Origin of the sequence: Streptomyces sp. OfavH-34-F (assembly GCF_022347745.1) — a bacterium.
Lineage (GTDB): Bacteria > Actinomycetota > Actinomycetes > Streptomycetales > Streptomycetaceae > Streptomyces.
This window is the reverse complement of sequence record NZ_JAKRGC010000112.1, coordinates 1-19,212: the sequence shown is the minus strand read 5'-3', so window position 1 is coordinate 19,212 and position 19,212 is coordinate 1. Positions and strand designations below refer to the sequence as shown.

The following is a 19,212-nucleotide window of genomic DNA, read 5'->3' as shown; positions in this document are numbered from 1 at the left end:
CAGGACGTCGCCGACGGTGCGCCCCGGGCCGGTGGCGGCCTTGAGCCGGGCGCCGTCCCAGCGGCGGTAGGCCGGGGACGGGCCGATGCGTACGGCGAAGGCCCCGGCGGCCCGCAGGTGCGCGAGCAGCGGGCGCAGCCAGCGGTCCATCGCCGGGTCGGCCCAGTCGGTGACGGGGCCCTCGGGGAGGTAGGCGAAGTACTTCCGGGTGCCGGGGAACTGCCGGTAGAGGACGAGGGCGCTGCCGCGCGGGGTGCCGGTCCCGTCGTGCCAGCCGAGGCTCTCGGACGTCCAGCCCTCCTTCACCCCGGCCCAGGAGGGGTGCTGGAGGAAGCCGGCGTCGGGGTGCGTGGCGAGATGGGCGCGGTGCTCGTCGGCGGTGAGGACGTGCACGCGCAGGTCCCGTTCGCGGCTGCGGTCTTGGGTGGCGAGCAGCGCTGACATGTCGGTGGCCCTCCCTCGTGGGTCGCCCCGCGGTCTGCTCGGCGGGGCCGCACAGGATGCTCACAGCGGTCTGTGACGGCTCCGCGCGCCGAATGTGACCGGACGATGACCGTTGCGCTCCAGTCGCCGTCACGGAGCGCATTTTCCGGTTTTCGGCCGATGTGCGGCCCTTAGGCTCCGAGTCGGTTCCCCGTCGAGGCCCCGGTCGCACCCTGGAGGTTTTCCGTTGATTCCCGCATTCCTGATTCCGGCGCGCCCGCCGCGCCCCGCCCGCCTCGCGCTGGTCGCCGGGGCCGCGGTGCTCGGCGTCACGCTGACGGCCTGCTCGGGGGGCGCCGCCGCCTCGGACCGGAAGGCCGGCGGCGACGGCCCGGCCGCTCCGTCGAAGGCGGCGCCGGCCCGTATCTCGGTGAACCTCCAGGGCACTTCGGCGGCGGCGGGCGGGCCGGTGACGGTGACGCTGGCGGCCGGGAAGCTGCGTGAGGTCACGGTGTCGGCCGACGGGGGCGAGGCGCTCACCGGCCGGATATCCGGCGACGGCCGGACGTGGACGTCGGACCGGGTGGCGGCGCCCGGCACCACGTACCGGGTGCGGGCGCGGGACACGTCGGGCGGCGGTGACTCGGCGTCGTTCACGACGCGGGCGGCGGAGAAGGTGAACAAGCTGACGCTGGCCCCGGGCAAGAACACCACGGTCGGGATCGCGCAGCCGCTGTCGATCGTGTTCGACAACCCGGTCAAGGACAAGGCGGCCGTGGAGAAGGCGCTCAAGGTGTCCACCTCGAATGACACCGAGGGCTCCTGGGGCTGGGTGCGCGACTACTCGGGCCGCGACCGCGTCGACTGGCGGCCCGAGAAGTACTGGAAGCCGGGGACGCGGATCACTCTGGACGCCGAGCTGAACGGCGTCGACTCGGGCCCGGCGGGCGGCTTCTTCGTACGGGACTACGCGACGGGGTTCACGGTGGGCGCGAGCCAGGTGGTCGAGGTGGACCTGGACCGGCACCGGCTGGCGCTGCGGCGGGACGGCCGTACGGTGATGGACGTGCCGGTGTCGGGCGGCACGCCGGGCGGCGACAAGCGGTCGTGGCGGGGCACGGCGGTGCTGATGTCGAAGGAGGGCACGATCAACATGCGCTCCGAGACGGTGGGCCTGGGCGACGCCTACGACAAGATGGTCGACTACTCGATGCGGCTGACCTGGTCGGGCATGTACGCGCACGCCGCTCCGTGGAACGCGGCCTACTTCGGGCGGGCCAACCACAGTTCGGGGTGCGTGGGGATGAGCGACGCGGACGCCGCGGCCCTCTACCGGCAGGTCCGCGTCGGCGACCCGTTCGAGATCACCGGCGCGGACACCAAGGGCACGGTCGCGGAGGGCAACGGCTACGGGGCGTGGAACGTCTCCTGGGCCGACTGGCGGAAGCGGAGCGCGCTCGGCTGACCGGTCCGCCGGCGCGCAGCTGACCTTCTTCCCGCCGTGGCGAGAAGTGATCACCGGCTGCTGCCGGTCGGACCCCGCTCCCGTCCTTCTACCGCCCTCCCGGCATCAGCGTGCCGGGCTGTGCCGGTCCGACGCCCACCGCCTCCGTCTTCGGACTGCGTCGTTGCCGCCTCGCCACCCAGGTGGCGAACCAGGAGAGCAGCATGCACATCCCGATGTAGATCGGTGAGATCACCATCACCACGGGGATGAAAGGCAGATCGTAGTCCAGGTTGGAGGCGATGAGCTTGCCCGCGTGGAGGAATTCCTCGTAGGTGATCAGGAAGCCCAGCGAGGTGTCCTTCAGGGCGACCACCAGCTGGCTGATGATGGTGGGCAGCATGGCGCGCACCGCCTGCGGGGCCAGGACGAACGTGGTGACCTGCGTCTTGCGCATGCCGAGCGCGTACGCGGCCTCGCGCTGGCCGCGCTCCACGGAGTTGATGCCGGTGCGGAACACCTCGGCGAGCACCGAGCCGTTGTAGAGGGTCAGCCCGGCGACGAGCGCGGGCAGCGGCTGCACCTTCAGCGCCACGAAGATGAAGAAGATCATCACCAGTACGGGCATGGCGCGGAAGAACTCGACGAGGATCGTGGCGGCCCAGCGCACCGGGCGGTGGTCGGAGAGCCGCCCCACCGCGAGGACGGCGCCCAGCGCCAGCGAGAGGACCGCCGCGTACGCGAACGCCTTGAGGGTGTTGCCGAGGCCGCGCAGCAGGAGTTCCTGGATGCCCTTGTACTGGAAGGGCGCCCATTTGGCGGCGGTGAACTGGTCGGTGTCGAACAGGAGATAGACGATCCAGCCGAGCAGGGCGAGGATGAGGAGGGTCGAGACGATCCCGTAGAGCCGGTGGCGTCTGCGGGTGTGCGGGCCCGGGAGGTCGTAGAGGGCGTTCGCGGCGGGCGCGGTGTGGGTGGTCATCGGGCGACTCCCCAGCGCTTCTCCATCACGTGGAACAGCGCGCTGATGGTGAGGGTGATGATGAGGTAGCCCACGGCGATCCAGACGAAGGTCCAGATGATGCTGTAGCCCAGTTCGTTGAGCGTCTTGTAGGTGCCGAGGAGTTCGGTGACGCTGAACGCTCCGGCGATCGCCGAGTTCTTGGCGAGCGCGATGAGTGTCGAGCCGATGGGCGGGATCACCGAGCGGAACGCCTGCGGCAGCACGATGGTGCCGAGGGTCTGGGCGAAGGTCATGCCGAGGCTGCGGGCGGCCTCGCCCTGCCCGGTGGGCACGGTGTTGATGCCGGAGCGCAGCACCTCGCAGATGAACGCGGAGGTGTAGCAGCCCAGCGCGAGGACCGCGAACACGTTGAACGGCAGCACCAGGCCGAAGCGGGGCAGGCCGAGGAGCACGGCGAAGAACAGCAGGGTGAGCGGGGTGTTGCGCAGGATCGTCACCCACACCGTGCCGAAGACGCGGAGCGAGCCGACCGGCGCCACCCGGAACGAGGCCATGACGAAGCCGAGGACCATCGCCAGGAGCGAGGCGTAGACGGTCAGTTCGACGGTGCCGAGGAAGCCCTTGCCGTAGAGCGAGAAATTGTCGGTGAGTACGTCCATGGGGCGGGCCGTCCTCTCAGTTCGCCGGGTAGCGGTCGATGGGCGGCGGCTCGGGCGCGGGGGCGCCGGACAGGCCGAGCGTCGCCTCGAACGCCTTCTTCCAGTTGCCGTTCTTCTGGTTGGCCTCCAGGGCGTCGTCGAGGGCGAAGCGCAGGGCGTTGTCGCCGCGCGGGACGCCGATGCCGTACGGCTCCTCGGAGAACGGCTTGCCGACGACCTTCATCTCGTCGGGCGCCTTGGCGGCGAAGCCGAGCAGGATCGCGTCGTCGGTGGTGACGACGTCCACCTGGAACGTGAGCAGGTTGTCGACGCAGATCGAGTAGGTGTCGTACGCGACGAGCTTCGCCTTCGGGTAGTCGGCGGCGATCCGCTGGTACGGGGTGGAGCCCGCGGCCGAGCAGACGGTCTTGCCGGCCAGATCCTGGGGGCCGTGGATGTCGTTCTCGTCGGTGCGCACGAGGAGCCCCTGGCCGGCCATGTAGTACGGGCCGGCGAAGCCGACGAGCTTCTTGCGCATGTCGTTGATGGTGTAGGTGCCGACGTAGTAGTCGATCTGCCCGTTCTGCAGGGCGGTCTCGCGGTTGGCGGAGGCGATCGTGCGGAAGCGGATCGTGTCGGGTTCGAAGCCGAGGGAGGCCGCCATCATGCGGGCGATCTCGATGTCGAAACCGGAGTAGACGCCGGTCGCGGGGTCCTTCTCGCCCAGGTAGGGCTGGTCCTCCTTGGCGCCCACCCGCAGGTAGCCGCGCTTCTTCGCGCTCCGCCAGGTGCTGGATTCCGGCAGCCGGAATCCCGTGTCGACCCGGTAGACGGGCAGTTGGTCGGCCTTGGGGCCCTTGACCGGCGGGCTGCCCTCCTTGCCGCACCCGGCGGCGAGGAGGGCGAGCAGCAGACCGGCGCAGGCGGCCAGTGCTTTCGTCGTACGCAACTCTCGGCCTCCCGTCAGTGCTTGAGGATCTTGGACAGGAAGTCCTTGGCCCGGTCGCTCTCCGGGGCGGTGAAGAAGTCCTCCGGGGTGCGGTCCTCGACGACGCAGCCGTCGGCCATGAACACCACGCGGTTGGCGGCGGAGCGGGCGAAGCCCATCTCATGGGTGACGACGACCATGGTCATGCCCTCGCGGGCGAGCTGCCGCATCACTTCGAGGACTTCGTTGATCATTTCCGGGTCGAGTGCCGAGGTCGGCTCGTCGAACAGGAGGGCCTTGGGGTCCATGGCGAGGGCGCGGGCGATGGCGACGCGCTGCTGCTGGCCCCCGGAGAGCTGGGCGGGGAACTTGTCGGCGTGGGCGCCGAGCCCGACCCGGTCCAGCAGTTCGCGGGAGCGCCGGTCGGCCTCGTCCTTCTTCCGCTTGCGGACCTTGACCTGGGCCAGCGAGACGTTGGCGAGCACGCTCTTGTGGGCGAACAGGTTGAACGACTGGAACACCATGCCGACTTCGGCCCGCAGCTGGGCCAGTCCCCGCCCCTCGGCGGGGAGGGGCTGCCCGTCGATGGTGATGTGGCCCGACTCGATCGTCTCCAGCCGGTTGATCGTCCGGCAGAGCGTCGACTTGCCGGAGCCGGACGGGCCGATGACCACCACCACCTCCCCGCGGCCGACGGTGAGATTGATGTCCTGCAGGACGTGCAACTTCCCGTAGTACTTGTTGACGTCTCGCAGCTCGATCAACGGATCGACGGCCATGCGCTGCCCTACCCACTTGTCGCTCGGTCGAGGTCAGCGCAAACTAATCAGCCCGGCAAGGGACTTCCGGGCCGACACGCACCCATGGCGCATAAGGCGTTTTATCTCTTCGCATGGTCGGCCGGTGGCCCGTCAGGTGTACGGGTCAGCCCTCGGCGGACTCCGCGTACACCTGGGACAGCTCGGGGCTGCCGGAGATCGCCCAGTCCAGCCCGGCCGCCACGACGTCGATCTCGCGGCCGGAGGCGAGCCGGACCACGGGCTGCCCGCTCGGCCAGATGTGCCAGTGCGCCCCGGCGACGTTGCGCACCAGCACCGTGCCGAGGTAGAGACCGGCGTCGTTGCCCAGCCAGGGCAGCTCTTCCGGGTCGTCGCGCCAGTGCGGCGACAGCTGGTCCAGCGCCTCCAACGAGGCGGGGGTGTCGTCCAGTTCGATACCGCGCTCCCCCACCCGGACGCGGAGCAGCTCGCACTCGGCGAGCATCTCGGCCACGCCCTCCGGATCGGCGTCGGCGACGCCCGCGAGCCCCGTCCGCCGCGCCGCGCCGTGACGCTTGCGCCAGTTGTCCAGGAAAGGGATGTTCATGCCACCCAGAATCGCATCCGGTGTGCCCGCGCACCACAGGGCGCGCGGGCCGCGGACGGCTCAGAGATCGAGGTCGACCACCACGGGGGCGTGGTCGGAGGCGCCCTTGCCCTTGCGCTCCTCCCGGTCCACGTAGCTGTCGCCGACGGCGGCGGTGAAGGCGGCGTTTCCGTAGACGAGGTCGATGCGCATGCCCTTGTTCTTCGGGAAGCGCAGCTCGCGGTAGTCCCAGAAGGTGTACGGGCGGTCGTACTTCAGGGGGCGGGGCATCACGTCGGACAGGCCCTCGGCGCGCAGCGCGGCCAGCGCCTCGCGCTCGGCGGGCGTGACGTGCGTGGCGCCCTCGAACAGGGCGGCGTCCCAGACGTCCTCGTCGGTCGGGGCGACGTTGAAGTCGCCGAGCACGGCGAACGGGGCCGGACCCGCGGCGTCCGCGGCGACCGCCTTGCGCAGCGCCTCCAGCCAGCGCAGCTTGTACGCGTAGTGCTCGTGGGCGACCTCGCGGCCGTTGGGCACGTACACCGACCAGAGCCGCACCGGGCCGCAGGTCGCGCTGATCGCGCGGGGCTCCTGCGCCGTCTCGTACGCCGGTCCGTCCGGCAGGCCGAGGACGATGTCGGACAGGCCGACGCGGGAGAGCAGCGCGACGCCGTTCCACCGGCCGTTGGCGTTGACGGCGGACTCGTAGCCGGCCTCGCGGAGCGCGTCCGCCGGGAACTGCTCGGCGGTGCACTTGGTCTCCTGGAGGCACAGCACGTCCGTGCCGCTGCTCTCCAGCCAGGCCAGCAGCCTCGGCAGACGGGCGGTGATCGAGTTGACGTTCCAGGTGGCGATGCGCATGTACGTAAACCTAACGCCTGCCACTGACAGCCGCCGGGGCGGCGGACCTCACAGGGCGGTCGAGTCGCCCGGCGCCATCCGGCCGTGGTCGGCGCCGCCCAGCTCGCCGATCTGCCGGTCGTAGATCGGCCGGGCCAGGTCGGTGAGCAGCGCGTCGTGGATGTCGATCGCGCGGCGCGGCTTCACCTCGCGGACGTAGTCGATGACCTCGGAGATCTTGTTCCACGGCGCCATCACGGGCAGCATCAGCGTGTCCACGGCCCGGCCGGGCACGATGAGGGCGTCGCCGGGGTGGAAGACCTGGCCGTCGACGAGGAAGCCGATGTTGGTGACGCGCGGGATGTCCGGGTGGATCACGGCGTGGAGTTCGCCGTGCACCTCGATGTCGAACCCGGCGGCCGTGATCGTGTCGCCGTGGCCCACGGTGTGGACGCGGCCGGGGAAGGCGGCGCTCAGCCGTTCCGCGACGCTGCGCAGGGTCCAGATCTCGGCGGCCGGGTCGGCCTCCAGGCCGGCCCGGAGCCGTCCCTCGTCGAAGTGGTCGGGGTGCTCGTGCGTCACGAGGATCGCCCGGGCACCGATGGCGGCGTCCCGCTCCGAGAAGCCGCCGGGGTCGATGACGAGCGCGCGCCCGTCCTTCTCCAGGCGGATGCAGGAGTGCGACTGCTTGGTCAGCGTGAGCGCGGACGGCTCCGGGCGCTCGGTGTTCTCGGCGTGCTGGGTGCTCATACGTCCATCCTGCTACGCGGGCGGCGTCGTTTCCGCCCGAATCACGGACTGCGCGATCGTGAAGGCGGCGCTCGCGGCCGGAATCCCGCAGTAGACGGCCGTCTGCATCAGCACCTCCCGGATCTCGGCCGGGGTGAGTCCGCTGCGCAGGGCGGCCCTGGTGTGCGCGGCCAGGCTCTCCAGCCGGCCGGAGGCGACCAGTGCGGTGAGCGTGACGGTGCTGCGGGTGCGCCGGTCGAGCCCGTCACGGCTCCACACCTCGCCCCAGGCGTACCGGGTGACCAGTTCCTGGAAGTCGGCGGTGAAGTCGTCGGCCCCGGCCAGCGCCTCGTCAACCCGGTCGTCGCCGAGGACCTCGCGGCGCAGCCGCATCCCGGGCTCGTACGGGTCGGGCCGTCCGCCGGGCGGGGCGTCGGGGGCCGGGGCGGCGGCGATCTCGGCGACGGGCTGCACGGGGGAGGTGAGCCGGGGCACGGAGTCGGGCAGCGGGACGCCCGTCTGGGTGTCCTGCCAGGCGGTGGAGAAGTGGGTGAGCAGGAGGTCGGTGACCGCGCCGGGCTGCTCGACCGGGGCGAGGTGGGAGGCGCCGGGCACCAGGGCGAGCCGGGCGTCCGGGATGCCCGCGACCAGGGTGCGCGCGTCGCCGGGGCCGGTGACCTGGTCCTCGGCCCCGACCAGGACGAGGGTGGGGACCGGGATGCGGTTCAGTTCCGTACGGATGTCGAAGGCGGCCAGGGCCTCGCAGGCGGCGATGTAGCACCCCGGGTCGGTGGTCCGCACCATCTGCACGGCCCACTCGACGATGGCGGGCTGCGCGGCGGCGAACGCGGGCGTGAACCAGCGCTCGGGCGCGGTGCGGGCCATGGGTTCCAGGCCGTGGGTACGGACGATCACCCCGCGCTGCCAGAATTCGTCGGCGCTGCCGAACCGGGCCGAGGACGCCACCAGGGCGAGCGCGGCGACCCTCTGCGGGTGCCGCAGCGCGAGGTCCGCCCCGATCGCGCCGCCGATCGAGCACCCCACGTACCCGAACCGCTGGACACCGACCTCGTCCAGCGTGGCCAGCAGCCGGTCCCCCAGCTCCGCGACGGCCGCGGCGGGCCGGGCGGGCGCACCGCCGTGGCCGGGGAGGTCGTAGCGGAAGACTCTCCAGTGCCGGGTCAGCTCGGGTATCTGCCGGTCCCACATGTGCCACGTGGTGCCGAGCGAGGGGCCGAGGATGAGGACGGGGGCCTCGTCCGGCCCGTCGAAGCGGTATTGCAGGGTGTTCGAGGGTGTCTCACTCACGCCCAAAACCCTCTCATGTCGCCCGGGGCCTCACCCAGCCCAGGGCGTCCTGCGTGCCGCCCGCCGCGCACGCGCCGCCGTGACCAGGGCGGTGAAGAGGCGGTGCTGGGCGGGGTCGGTGGGGGCGGTGTCCTCGGGGTGCCACTGGACGGCGAGGAACCAGCCGGGGGTGTCCGGGGCCTCGACGGCTTCGACGGTGCCGTCGGTGGCGCGGGCGGTGATGGTCAGGCCGGTGCCCAGGCGGTCGATGTGCTGGTGGTGGTAGCAGGACGCCTCGGTCCGGTCGGTGCCGGTGACGCGGTGCAGGGCGGAGCCGGGGGTGAGGCGGACTCGGTGCCGGAGGTGGCGGTGGTCGCGGCCGGGACCGCCCATGTCCTGGTGCAGGGTGCCGCCCAGGGCGGTGTTGACCACCTGGAGGCCGCGGCAGACGGCCAGCAGCGGCAGCTCCAGGGCGCGGGCCTGCCGGGCGGCCTCCAGATCGAAGGCGTCCTGTTCGTCGTCCACGTCGTAGACGCTGTCGTGGGTGTGCCGGGCCCCGTAGCGGTGCGGGGCGAGGTCGCCGCCGCCGGGCAGGAGCAGGCCGTCGAAGCGGGCGAGCCGGGCGGCGGTGTCCGCGGGGTCGGCCCGGCCGCCGGGGGCGTGCGGGTGGATGGTGGCGGGTTCGCCGCCGGCCCGCCAGACGGCCTCGACCAGGGCCCGGGCGTTGACCTCGGCGGCGTGGCGCAGTGCCGAGGCGCCGGCGGAGAAGCGGGCCGGGACCGCGATGAGGGGGCGGGCGGCGCCGGTCACAGCCGTATCCAGGTGGTCTTGAGTTCGGTGTACTTCTCCAGAGCGTGGGCGGACTTGTCGCGGCCGTTGCCGGACTGCTTCATGCCGCCGAAGGGGACGGTGAGGTCGCCCTCCTCGTAGCAGTTGACCCAGACGGTGCCGGCGCGCAGGGCGCGGGAGACCCGGTGCGCGGTGGCCAGGTCCGAGGTCCACAGCCCGGCGGCCAGGCCGTAGTCGGTGGCGTTGGCGAGGGCCACCGCCTCGTCGACGTCGTCGAAGGGGAGCACGGAGAGGACGGGGCCGAAGACCTCTTCGCGGGCGAGCGCCGAGCCGGGGGCGACCCGGTCGAAGACGGTGGGCCGCAGGTACGTCCCGCCGGTCTCCGGCAGGGTCCGTTCGCCGCCCGTGCGCAGCCGGGCCCCGGCGTCCACGGCGGTGTGGATGTGTCCGAGCACCCGGTCCAGGTGGTCCTGTCCGGCGAGGGCGCCCATCTCGGTCGCCGGGTCGAGGGGGTCGCCGACGCGGAGGGTGCGGGCCCGCTCGACGACCGCCTCGGTGACTTGTTCGGCGACGGAGGAGTGCACCAGCAGCCGGGAGGGCGCGGTGCACATCTCGCCCTGGTTGAAGAAGATGCCCCAGGCCGCGGTGGCGGCGGCCTCGGCCAGGTCGGGGGCGTCGGGCAGGATGATGTTGGGGGACTTGCCGCCCAGTTCGAGCCAGACGCGCTTGAGGTTGGAGTCGGCGGCGTAGCGCAGGTAGTGGCGGCCCACGGCCGTGGAGCCGGTGAAGGCGAGGACGTCGACGCCGGGGTGGAGGCCGAGTGCGCGTCCGGTGACCGGCCCGTCGCCGGCCACGACGTTGAGGGCCCCCGGCGGCAGTCCGGCCTCCGCCGCGATCCCGGCGAGCAGCAGCGCGGACAGCGGGGACTTCTCGGAGGGTTTGAGGACGACCGTGCAGCCTGCGGCGAGCGCGGGCGCGATCTTCCAGCCGGCCAGGGTCAGCGGGAAGTTCCAGGGCACGACCGCGCCCACGACGCCCGTGGGTTCGCGGGTGACCAGGGCGAGGGAGTCGGGCGCGGTGTGCGGGGACTCGTCGGTGAGCTTGTCGGCGAGCTGCCCGTACCAGCGGAAGGTGGTGATCAGGGCGCGGAGTTCGATCCCGTACGCGTCGCCGACGGGTTTGCCCATCTCCAGGCTGACGGTGAGGGCGAGGTCGGCGCGTCGTTCCTCGATCAGGTCGGCGAGGCGCAGGAGGACGCGGCCCCGTTCGGCGGGGGCGAGCCGGGGCCAGGGCCCGTCGTCGAAGGCCCGGCGGGCGGCGGCGACGGCGAGGTCCACCTCGGCGGCGCCGCCGTCCGCGACCTCGGCCAGCGCCGTGCCGTCGCGGGGCGAGACGACGGTGAACGTGCGGCCGCCGTCGTGGGCGCGGCCGTCGATGAAGTGCGCGCCGGGCGGGCGGAGCGCGGCGGCCCGGCGTATCCAGTCGTCGTGGGTGGCGTCCACCGTGCGTCCTCGTTTCGGTCAGTCGGGGTCGAAAGTCGTGTCGGGGGTGGTGCGCGTGCCGGTGTCGGCCAGGCGTTCGAGCAGGGTGCGCAGTTCCGTCAGGGCCTCCTCGGTCACCTCCCGCTCGCCGAAGACCAGTTGGTGCAGGACCAGGCCCTCCAGCGCCGCGAAGACCAGCCGGGACAGTCCCCGGTCCACGGGCCGGGCGAGGATGCGGGCCAGGTCGCGGCGCGCCGTCTCGAAGTACGCGTCGTACAGCGCGCGCAGCCGGGGCATGAGGTCGGGCCTGCGCCGGGCCTCCAGGAGCAGTTCGTACTGGAACGCCTGGAGGTCGGGGTCCTCGTCCACCATGCCGCCCAGGCCCTCGGCGAACTCCCCGGGCCGTTCGGCGCCGGTGTCCAGGGAACTGACGTCCAGCGAGGAGCGGAAGGCGTGGTCCACGGCTTCCTCGATGAGGGCGTCGCGGGAGCCGAAGTGGTGGACGACGAGTCCGTGGGTGACCCCGGCCTCCTCGGCGACGGCGCGGTAGGTCAGGCCCCGCAGCCCGCCCCGGGCGACCACGCGTACGGCGGCGTCCAGCAGGGCGCCGCGCCCCGATCCGTAGTGGGTGACGGGTTTGCGGGTGCCGGCGGGGAGGGCGTCGTCGCTCATGGCGTGGAGGCTACCGGCGGCGTGCTCGTCGTCAGCGCCGGGGCGGCCTGATGCCGCGGAATTCCCAGTCGCCGCCGAGGGCGGTGGACAGGACCTCCTCGGACTCGGTCGGCTGGGCGCCCACGTCGGCGCGGATCGCGGTGGGACCGGTGACGATGTGGTTGGTGAGCCGGCCGAGCCCCTCGACCTCGACCTCGACGACGTCGCCGGGCGCGACCGGCCGGGAGTTGGCCGGGGTGCCGGTGAGCAGGACGTCGCCGGGGTACAGGGTGATGGTGCGGGCGATGTCGGCGACGAGGTAGTGCATGTCCCAGGTCATCTCGTCGGTGGAGCCGTCCTGGACGACCTCGCCGTTGACGTACGTCCGCAGCCGCTTGCCGCGGAAGTCCCAGTCGGTGACCAGGCCGGGGCCGAGGGGACACAGCGTGTCGGAGCCCTTGACCCGGAGCATGGACCCGGCGTCGGTGTCCCGGAAGTCGTGCAGGCCGTAGTCGTTGGCCACGGTGTACCCGGCGATGTGGCGGCCCGCGTCGGCCGGGGAGATGTTGCGGGCGGTGCGGCCGATGACGAGGGCGACCTCGCCCTCGTAGTTGAGCCAGCCGCAGCCCTCGGGGCGGACCACGGCGCCCCGGTGGGCGTTGAGGGCCGAGGTCGGCTTGTGGAAGTACGTGGGGGTGTCGGGCAGGTCGATCCGGAACTCGTCGACCCGGCTGCGGTGGTTGAGGTGCACCGCGATCACCTTGGAGGGGACGACGGGCGGCAGGTGGTGGGCGTCCTCGACGCGCACCCGGCGGCCGTCCCCGGCGACGAGTGCGTCGCCGTCGCGGACCGTCTCGACTACGGCACCGTCGAGCAGGATGCGGCGGTACTCGGGCATGGTGGAGCCTTTCTGGCGGTTCAGGCGGAGGCGGGGGTCGGCTGCTGGGGGGCGGCGCCGGTCCAGCCGTGGTCGGGGCGGTCGAACCAGAGCAGGGCCTGGCCGGTGCCGACGGAGTTCTCGTACTCCCCGTACTGGCGGCCCGGTGCGGTGCAGGCCCGTTCGCCGAGGGCGCCGGCCATCATCAGGTAGTGGAAGAACTTCGCCTCCGGCCGGAAGGCCCAGAACTCGTCCATGGTGTCGAGGACCCGGTCGTGGCGGCCCTCCCTGAACCAGGCGATGCGTTCCTCGTCGGCGGCCCGCGCCCCGGGCGAGAAGATGTGGGCAGGGTCGCTGGCCTCGTGGTCGCGGAGCTGGCGCAGCGGCCAGAAGGTGTGCGACAGCGCTCCGGAGGCGATGAGCAGGACGCGGCGGCCCGGAGTGGCGGCGATGCCGTCGGCCAGGGCGCGGCCCAGGCGCAGGTGGTCCTCCATGTCGCCGGTCTGGCAGACGCCGATGGAGACCCACCGCTTGTCCGGCAGGCCCTCGCCGAGGTACTTCCACAGGTTGGTCGTGGCGTAGTACACGGGCAGGTACGCGTCGTCGATCGGGGTGATCCAGGTGCCGTGCCGGTCGGCGAACGAAGCGATGTTGCGGGCGAGTTCGGGGTCGCCCCGGTAGTCGTAGGGCATTCGGCACATCCCGCGCGGCAGTTCCTCCGAGGTGTAGAGGCCGGAGCGGCGGTCCTGGGCGGTGACGACGAACTCGACGGTGGTGGCCCAGTGGGAGTCCAGGACGACGACGGTGTCGTAGTCGTCGCGTTCGAACACCTCGCGGCGCAGTCGGCGCAGGCCGGTGACGAGGCTGATCTCCTTGCCCTCGTTCAGCTCGCGGCGGGTGGTCTCGGGGAGGACGATGGTCGGTACGTGGGCGAGCAGTCCCGCGCCCGTGATCTCACCCATGGGGCTGCCATCCCTTCGGGGCGGTGACGGTGTTCTTGACGTCGCAGTAGAAGTCGAAGCTCCAGGTGCCGCCCTCGCGGCCGACGCCGGACTGGCGGGCGCCGCCGAACGGGGCCTTCAGGTCGCGTACGAAGAAGCAGTTCACCCAGACGGTGCCGGCGACCAGCCGGGGGGTGATCCGGTCGGCGCGCTCCGGGTCGCCGGTGGCGAGGGTGGCGGCCAGTCCGAAGCGGGTGTCGTTGGCCAGGTGTACGGCCTCCTCCTCGTCGGTGAAGGTCTGGAGGGTCAGGACCGGTCCGAAGACCTCCTCCTGGACGATCTCGGAGTCCTGCCGCACGTCCGTGAGGAGGGTGGGGAGGTAGTACTGCCCCGCACCGCGCCGGCCGCCGAGGAGGGGGCGGGCTCCGGCGTCGATCGCCCGCCGTACGAATCCGTCGATCTTGTCGAGCTGGCGGGGGTGGATGGTGGGGCCGATGTCGGTGGCCTCGTCGCGCGGGTCGCCCTGGCGGAGCCGGGAGGCGCGGACGACCAGGCGGGCGGTGAACTCCTCGGCGACGGACTCCTCGACCAGGAGGCGGGTGGCGGCGAGGCACACCTGGCCGGCGTTGTCGTACTGCTCGACGGCGAGGTCGGCGGCCAGGTCGAGGTCGGCGTCGGCGAACACCAGCAGCGGGGACTTGCCGCCCAGTTCGAGGCTGAGCGGGGTGAGCCGGGGGGCCGCGGAGGCGGCGATGTGCTGTGCGGTGGGCACCGAGCCGGTGAAGCTGATACGGCGCACGTCGGGGTGGGCGGTGAGGGTGTCGCCGACTTCGGCGCCGTAGCCCTGGACCACGTTGAGGACGCCGGCGGGCAGGCCCGCGCCGGCGGCGATGTCGGCGAGCAGCGAGGCGGTCAGCGGGGACCACTCGGCGGGTTTGAGGACGACGGTGTTGCCGGCCGCGAGGGCGGGGGCGACCTTCCAGGTGGCGAGCATCAGCGGGGCGTTCCACGGGGTGATCAGGACGCAGGGTCCGGCCGGGTTCCAGCTGACGTGGTTGGTGTGGTCGCGGGTGGTGAAGTCCTCGTGGTCCAGGGAGAGCAGCCAGTCGGCGAAGAAGCGGAAGTTGTGGGCCACGCGGGGCATGACGCCGCGCAGGTGGGAGCGGAGCAGGGCGCCGTTGTCCGCGGTCTCCACGGCGGCCAGTTCCGTCAGGCGCCGTTCGACGCCGTCGGCGACGGCGTGCAGGAGGCGGGCGCGTTCGGTCCTCGGGGTCGCGGCCCAGGCGGGAAAGGCGGCCTTGGCCGCGGCGACGGCGGCGTCGGCGTCGGCGGGGGTGCCGCGGGCGATCTCGCCCAGGGCTGTGCCGTCGATGGGCGAGTGGTCGGTGAAGGTCCGGGCGGAGGCGACGCGCCGTCCGCCGATGTAGTGGCGGGTGTCCACGGCGACCCCGGCGACGGTGACGCGGTGCGGGGGCGGGGGCGCGGGGTGGTCGGCCGGGTCGTCGTGGAGGGTGCTGCGGTCGTGGACCACGCTGTCTGCGTGGACGGTGCTGCCGTCGTGGACCGCGGGGTCCTCGGGGCGGTGGTCTTGGGTCATGTCCGCTCTCCTGGCGTCTCGTTCGGGGGTCACACGGCGCCGGACGTGCCGGATTCGAGCAGCCGGCCGCCGTCCCACACCACGCCGACCTGCCGGTAGTAGGCGGCGATGGGCTCGCGGACCTCCAGCCGGGCGAGTTCCTCGGTGGGTGCCTCGAAGAGTTCGAGTTCGGCGTCGCCGGTCCAGGCGGGGCCGGCCTCGAAGGCGGCGGCGCCGGACTCGACCAGCTCGTCGAGGGCGAGGCCGCCGTCCTTCTCGATGGAGGGCAGCCAGCGGTGGTGGGCCATCGGGTGGGCGTTGACGAAGCCGTTGGTCCCGGACGGCTCGCGCAGGGTCACGACGGCCTGGGCCAGTCGGCGGTCGGCGGCGGCGAGGGTGGCGCCGAAGCGGGCGCCGGCCTCGATCCGCGGGGCCGGCCCGTAGGGGTGGGGTCGGGTCTGGTGGATCGAGCCGAGCTTCTTCGGGTAGCCCTGGTGCAGCCCGCGGGCGAGGGCGAAGTCCTTGTCGACCCAGATGTGGACGCAGCGGCTGTAGGTCCGGCCGCGGTACGCGCACCGCACGACCGCGAACGCCTCCTTGTACTGGGCGAGCACCGGGTCGAGCAGTTCGGCCCCCTCGGCGGCGCAGGACTGCCAGTCGGCCCAGATCAGGGCCACCGCGCCGGGGTCCTCGTCGGCGAGTTCCAGTGGCGCGGGCAGCAGTTCGCGTACGCGGGCGGGGTCGGTGCGGTACTCCACGGTGAGCAGGTCGCCGGAGTAGTGCCAGGGCGGCGAGGGGATCAGCGACGACGTACCGGTCGCGGTTTTGGGGTGGAAGTATCCACGGACTCGGGTCACTTCGGCTTCCTTCTGCGGTGAGGGCGGCCGGGTCGGAGGGGCCGGCACCGGGGGGTGCCGGGGCGGGGTCCGGGCCGGCGGGCCGGGCGGGGGACGCGGTCCCTCGGCACGCCCGATGCCAAACAAGATAGGAAGTCGTATATGGTTTTGCAATACCTATCCGGATGGATAATTGACGAACCCGAGCCCTTGCGGGGGCGCGGCGGCCGTCCCTAGGGTGTGACTGCGCACTCTTGCGCGGCCTCCCGCTGTTCAGCGGTCCGAGGCGGCCTCCGGGCCCTGCCCCTTTCTTTCCTCCCCTCTCCCCCGGTGCCCCGCACTCCGTGCGCCGCGCCCGGGAGGCGCCCCCTTCCCCAGAGGAGTCACCGGTGAGCGCATCCGACACCGATTCCGTCCGCCGCCACATGGAGCGGCTCGCCGCCGAGGGAGTCGATGTGGTCCGGGTGACCTACCCCGACCTCATCGGCACCGAGCGGGCCAGGGACGTCCTGCTGGACCACCTCCCGGCCGCCTGCGCGCACGGGCTGGCGTTCTGCCGCGCCGTGTACCACACCAGCCCCCAGGGCGACACGGTCGCCGTCGCCGGGGGCCTGGACGCCGGGCTGCCCGACATCGGCGTCACCCCCGACCTGGACACGCTCACCGTGCTGCCGTGGGAGCCCGGGGTCGCCACGTGCCTCGGCGACGTCACCGACCCGGCCACCGGCCGGCCCGCGCCCGAGTCGCCGCGCGACCTGCTGCGCACCGTGCTCGGCCACTGGGCCGCGCAGGGCCTGCGGCCGGTGGTCGGGCCGGAACTGGAGTACTTCCTGTGCGAACCGGCGCCCGACCGGCCCGGCGGCTGGCGCCGCACCAGCGACGCGCGGGGCGTCGTCTACACCGCCGGGCTGCGCGCCGACCCGGACAACCACCTGCTGCGCACCCTGCGGCTGCTGCGCGACCTGGGCATCGGCGTGACGAGCGGCAACCACGAGTACGACGGGGGCCAGTTCGAGATCAACCTGACCCACGGCGAGGCCCTCACGGCCGCCGACCGGGCCTTCCGCTTCAAGGCGGCGATCAAGGAACTGGCCCGCGCCGAGGGCCGGTTGGCCACCTTCATGGCCAAACCCTTCAACGACTCGGGCGGGTCGGGCTTCCATCTGCACCTGTCGGCACTGGACCGGTGCGAGGACGGGGACGGCCGGGAGGCCAACACCTTCGACGATCCGGCCGCCCCGTACGGACTGTCCGCCACCGCGCGCCACGCGATCGCCGGGGTGCTCGCGCACGCCCCCGCGCTGGCGGCGCTGGCCAACCCGACGGTCAACTCCTACAAGCGCTTCGGGCCCGACACCATCGCGCCCTGGCTGGTCGACTGGGGACTGGACAACCGCAGCGCCATGGTCCGCGTCCCGCCCGAGCGCGGTTCCGGCTCCCGCTTCGAGCTGCGGCTGGGCGACGCGGGCGCCAACCCGTACCTGCTCGTCGCCGGGACGCTGGCGGCGGCGCTGCTGGGCATCCGGGCCGGCCAGGAGCCGCCGGCCCCGCTGGAGGGCTACGGCTACGACACCGCCAGGTCCGCCGTGCTGCCGATGTCCCTGCCCGCCGCGCTGGACGCGCTGGAGGCGGACACCGAGCTGACCGGCCTCCTCGGCAAGGACTTCACCGCCGCCTACCTCACGTACAAGCGGGACGAGGTCGCGCGCTTCCAGCGGCACGTCACGGACTGGGAGTTCACGGAGTACGGCTACCACCTCTGAGCCGCGGCCGGCCGGGACACACCGGAAGGCGCCCCACCGGACCGGCCGGTGGGGCGCCTCTCGGTGTGAGCGGGGTCAGCGCGGATCGTGGCGGAAGAAGGTCTTGCCGGCGATCCGCCACCGGCCGTCCGCACGGACCAGGGAGAAGTGGTTGGTGAAGTCGTGGCCCTGGTAGCCGGACTCCTCCAGCACGGCCACGGCCACCTCGCCGCTCACCTCGACGGAGCGGATCGCGCAGGTGTAGCCGGGCGTCCACGCGGCGGGGTCGGTGTCGGCCGCGACCACCTCGCAGAACGCCTCGATCGGGGCCGACACCAGATCGGCGCCCAGATGGCCCCACATGTACGCGTCCGGCCGGAAGACCTCCCGGACGGCCGCCGGGTCGGCGGCGCTCACCGCGGCCACGTACGCCCGTACGGCGGCCTCCACCGCGTCGTGCGCCTCGGTACGGATACTCATCGCGGTCTCCTCGCGCGGGTCAGCCATGGTGGATCCACACGCCCTTGGTCTCGGTGAACACGTCCAGGGCGTGGGAGCCCATCTCGCGGCCCCAGCCGCTGGCCCCGAACCCGCCCCAGGGCGCGGCCGGGTCGGGGATCGCCGGCATGTTCACGAACACCGCGCCCGCCCGGACCCCGGCCGCAAGCCGGTGCGCGGTCTTCAGGTCGCGCGTCCAGACGGCGGCGGCCAGGCCGTAGCGCGTGTCGTTGGCCCGGGCGGCCAGGTCGTCCTCGTCCTCGTAGGTGAGCACGGGCAGCACGGGGCCGAAGACCTCCTGCCGGGCGATGCCCATCTCGTCGCGCACCCCGGCGAACACGGTGGGCCGGTAGAAGTGCCCGGCCGCCGGCGTCCCGTCGGCCCGGGCTCCCCCGGTGACGACTTCGGCTCCTTCGGCGACGCCCTCGCGGACCAGCCCGTCCACCCGGCGCAGGTGCTCGTCGCTGACCAGGGGGCCGAGCTGGGTGTCCGGCGACAGGCCGGGGCCGAGGCGCAGGGCGGCGACGGCAGCCGCCAGTTTCCCGGTGAACTCGTCGGCCCGGCGGGCGTCGACGTAGAAGCGGGAGTACGCGGCGCAGACCTGGCCGCTGTTGAGGAGGGCGCCCTGCACGTTGCCCCGGACGGCGGCGTCGATGTCGGCGTCGCGGGCGACGATGCTGGGTGCCTTGCCGCCGAGTTCCAGGGTGACCCGCTTGAGGTCGTTCGCGGAGGCCCGGACGATCTCCTGGCCCACCTCGGTGGAGCCGGTGAACGAGACCTTGTCCACGCCGGGGTGCTCCACCAGCGCACGGCCGGTGGCGGGGCCGCCGGTGAGGAGGTTGACGACGCCCGGCGGGAATCCCGCCTCCTCGCACAGCCCCACCAGGTGCACGGTGGTGAGCGGGGTCTGTTCGGCCGGCTTGACGATCACCGTGTTGCCGCAGGCCAGGGCGGGTGCCAGCTTCCAGGCCGCGATCATCAGCGGGAAGTTCCAGGGGGTGATGAGCGCGCACACGCCGACCGGCTCGCGGCGGGTGAAGTGCAGGGTGTCGGGGAAGGAGACCGGGCTGACGGCGCCCTCGATCTTCGTCACCCACCCCGCGTAGTAGCGGAAGTGCTCCGCGGCCCCGGCGACGCTGACCGTCCGGGCCACGTCCAGGGGCTGGCCCTGGTCGCGGGTCTCCAGTTCGGCCAGCCGTGCCGCGTCCCGTTCGATCAGGTCGG

At 72.7% G+C, this 19,212-nt stretch carries 20 protein-coding genes; 2 read left to right on the top strand and 18 right to left on the bottom strand.

Annotated elements, in window-relative coordinates; genetic code table 11:
* On the bottom strand, positions 1-444 hold a 444-nt coding region (locus MHW47_RS18030; protein WP_239224532.1), incomplete at its 3' end, for a peptidoglycan bridge formation glycyltransferase FemA/FemB family protein.
* Between the two features lie 226 nt (positions 445-670).
* Between MHW47_RS18030 and MHW47_RS18025 the strand changes: the two genes are divergently transcribed.
* The gene (locus MHW47_RS18025) at positions 671-1,888 is read left to right on the top strand and encodes an Ig-like domain-containing protein (protein ID WP_239224531.1); all 1,218 of its coding nucleotides are present in this window, start codon (positions 671-673) and stop codon (positions 1,886-1,888) included.
* Positions 1,889-1,976: 88 nt separating this feature from the next.
* Here the strand turns inward: MHW47_RS18025 and MHW47_RS18020 are convergent, their stop codons facing one another.
* The 15 genes from MHW47_RS18020 to MHW47_RS17950 all read right to left on the bottom strand — a co-directional run bounded on the left by MHW47_RS18020 (position 1,977) and on the right by MHW47_RS17950 (position 15,769).
* Positions 1,977-2,849, bottom strand: coding sequence for an amino acid ABC transporter permease (locus MHW47_RS18020; protein ID WP_239224529.1), 873 nt, complete (start codon positions 2,847-2,849; stop codon positions 1,977-1,979).
* Entirely contained in the window at positions 2,846-3,490 is a 645-nt protein-coding gene (locus MHW47_RS18015) for an amino acid ABC transporter permease (protein ID WP_239224527.1), read from the bottom strand. The genes MHW47_RS18020 and MHW47_RS18015 overlap by 4 nt, the downstream gene beginning before the upstream one ends.
* 16 nt (positions 3,491-3,506) lie before the next feature.
* On the bottom strand, positions 3,507-4,418 hold the full coding sequence (locus tag MHW47_RS18010; protein WP_239224525.1) for a glutamate ABC transporter substrate-binding protein: 912 nt from the start codon (positions 4,416-4,418) through the stop codon (positions 3,507-3,509).
* A gap of 14 nt (positions 4,419-4,432) precedes the next feature.
* Positions 4,433-5,176, bottom strand: a complete 744-nt coding sequence (locus tag MHW47_RS18005) for an amino acid ABC transporter ATP-binding protein (protein ID WP_239224523.1) — start codon at positions 5,174-5,176, stop codon at positions 4,433-4,435.
* Positions 5,177-5,321: 145 nt separating this feature from the next.
* Positions 5,322-5,762: a DUF6278 family protein gene (locus MHW47_RS18000; protein ID WP_239224521.1), complete on the bottom strand. Its 441-nt coding sequence runs from the start codon at positions 5,760-5,762 to the stop codon at positions 5,322-5,324.
* A gap of 60 nt (positions 5,763-5,822) precedes the next feature.
* Positions 5,823-6,602, bottom strand: coding sequence for an exodeoxyribonuclease III (locus MHW47_RS17995; RefSeq protein ID WP_239224519.1), 780 nt, complete (start codon positions 6,600-6,602; stop codon positions 5,823-5,825).
* 48 nt (positions 6,603-6,650) lie between these two features.
* Entirely contained in the window at positions 6,651-7,331 is a 681-nt protein-coding gene (locus tag MHW47_RS17990; protein WP_239224517.1) for an MBL fold metallo-hydrolase, read from the bottom strand.
* A 12-nt stretch (positions 7,332-7,343) separates the two neighbouring features.
* The gene (locus MHW47_RS17985) at positions 7,344-8,618 is read right to left on the bottom strand and encodes an alpha/beta fold hydrolase (RefSeq protein WP_239224516.1); all 1,275 of its coding nucleotides are present in this window, start codon (positions 8,616-8,618) and stop codon (positions 7,344-7,346) included.
* Between the two features lie 30 nt (positions 8,619-8,648).
* Positions 8,649-9,407 carry a gamma-glutamyl-gamma-aminobutyrate hydrolase family protein gene (locus MHW47_RS17980; RefSeq protein ID WP_239224515.1) on the bottom strand — a complete coding sequence of 253 codons (759 nt, stop codon included), beginning with the start codon at positions 9,405-9,407 and terminating at the stop codon, positions 8,649-8,651.
* A complete protein-coding gene (locus tag MHW47_RS17975) occupies positions 9,404-10,888 on the bottom strand; it encodes an aldehyde dehydrogenase (protein ID WP_239224514.1) in 1,485 nt (494 codons plus the stop codon). The genes MHW47_RS17980 and MHW47_RS17975 overlap by 4 nt, the downstream gene beginning before the upstream one ends.
* Positions 10,889-10,906: 18 nt before the next feature.
* Positions 10,907-11,539 carry a TetR/AcrR family transcriptional regulator gene (locus tag MHW47_RS17970; protein WP_239224513.1) on the bottom strand — a complete coding sequence of 211 codons (633 nt, stop codon included), beginning with the start codon at positions 11,537-11,539 and terminating at the stop codon, positions 10,907-10,909.
* A 31-nt stretch (positions 11,540-11,570) separates the two neighbouring features.
* The gene (locus MHW47_RS17965) at positions 11,571-12,416 is read right to left on the bottom strand and encodes a fumarylacetoacetate hydrolase family protein (RefSeq protein ID WP_239224512.1); all 846 of its coding nucleotides are present in this window, start codon (positions 12,414-12,416) and stop codon (positions 11,571-11,573) included.
* A 20-nt stretch (positions 12,417-12,436) separates the two neighbouring features.
* The gene (locus MHW47_RS17960) at positions 12,437-13,357 is read right to left on the bottom strand and encodes a 3,4-dihydroxyphenylacetate 2,3-dioxygenase (protein WP_239224511.1); all 921 of its coding nucleotides are present in this window, start codon (positions 13,355-13,357) and stop codon (positions 12,437-12,439) included.
* Entirely contained in the window at positions 13,350-14,933 is a 1,584-nt protein-coding gene (locus MHW47_RS17955) for an aldehyde dehydrogenase (protein ID WP_239224510.1), read from the bottom strand. Before MHW47_RS17955 ends, MHW47_RS17960 begins: the two co-directional genes overlap by 8 nt.
* Positions 14,934-14,962: 29 nt before the next feature.
* On the bottom strand, positions 14,963-15,769 hold the full coding sequence (locus MHW47_RS17950; RefSeq protein ID WP_239224508.1) for an acetoacetate decarboxylase family protein: 807 nt from the start codon (positions 15,767-15,769) through the stop codon (positions 14,963-14,965).
* A gap of 368 nt (positions 15,770-16,137) precedes the next feature.
* Between MHW47_RS17950 and MHW47_RS17945 the strand changes: the two genes are divergently transcribed.
* Complete coding sequence (locus MHW47_RS17945; protein ID WP_239224506.1) at positions 16,138-17,511, top strand: glutamine synthetase family protein; 1,374 nt, start codon at positions 16,138-16,140, stop codon at positions 17,509-17,511.
* A 75-nt stretch (positions 17,512-17,586) separates the two neighbouring features.
* Here MHW47_RS17945 and MHW47_RS17940 read toward each other — a convergent pair whose 3' ends face one another.
* Positions 17,587-17,970: a nuclear transport factor 2 family protein gene (locus tag MHW47_RS17940; protein WP_239224504.1), complete on the bottom strand. Its 384-nt coding sequence runs from the start codon at positions 17,968-17,970 to the stop codon at positions 17,587-17,589.
* A gap of 19 nt (positions 17,971-17,989) precedes the next feature.
* Positions 17,990-19,212: aldehyde dehydrogenase (locus MHW47_RS17935; RefSeq protein WP_239224502.1), on the bottom strand; the 1,223-nt coding region annotated here is incomplete at its 5' end.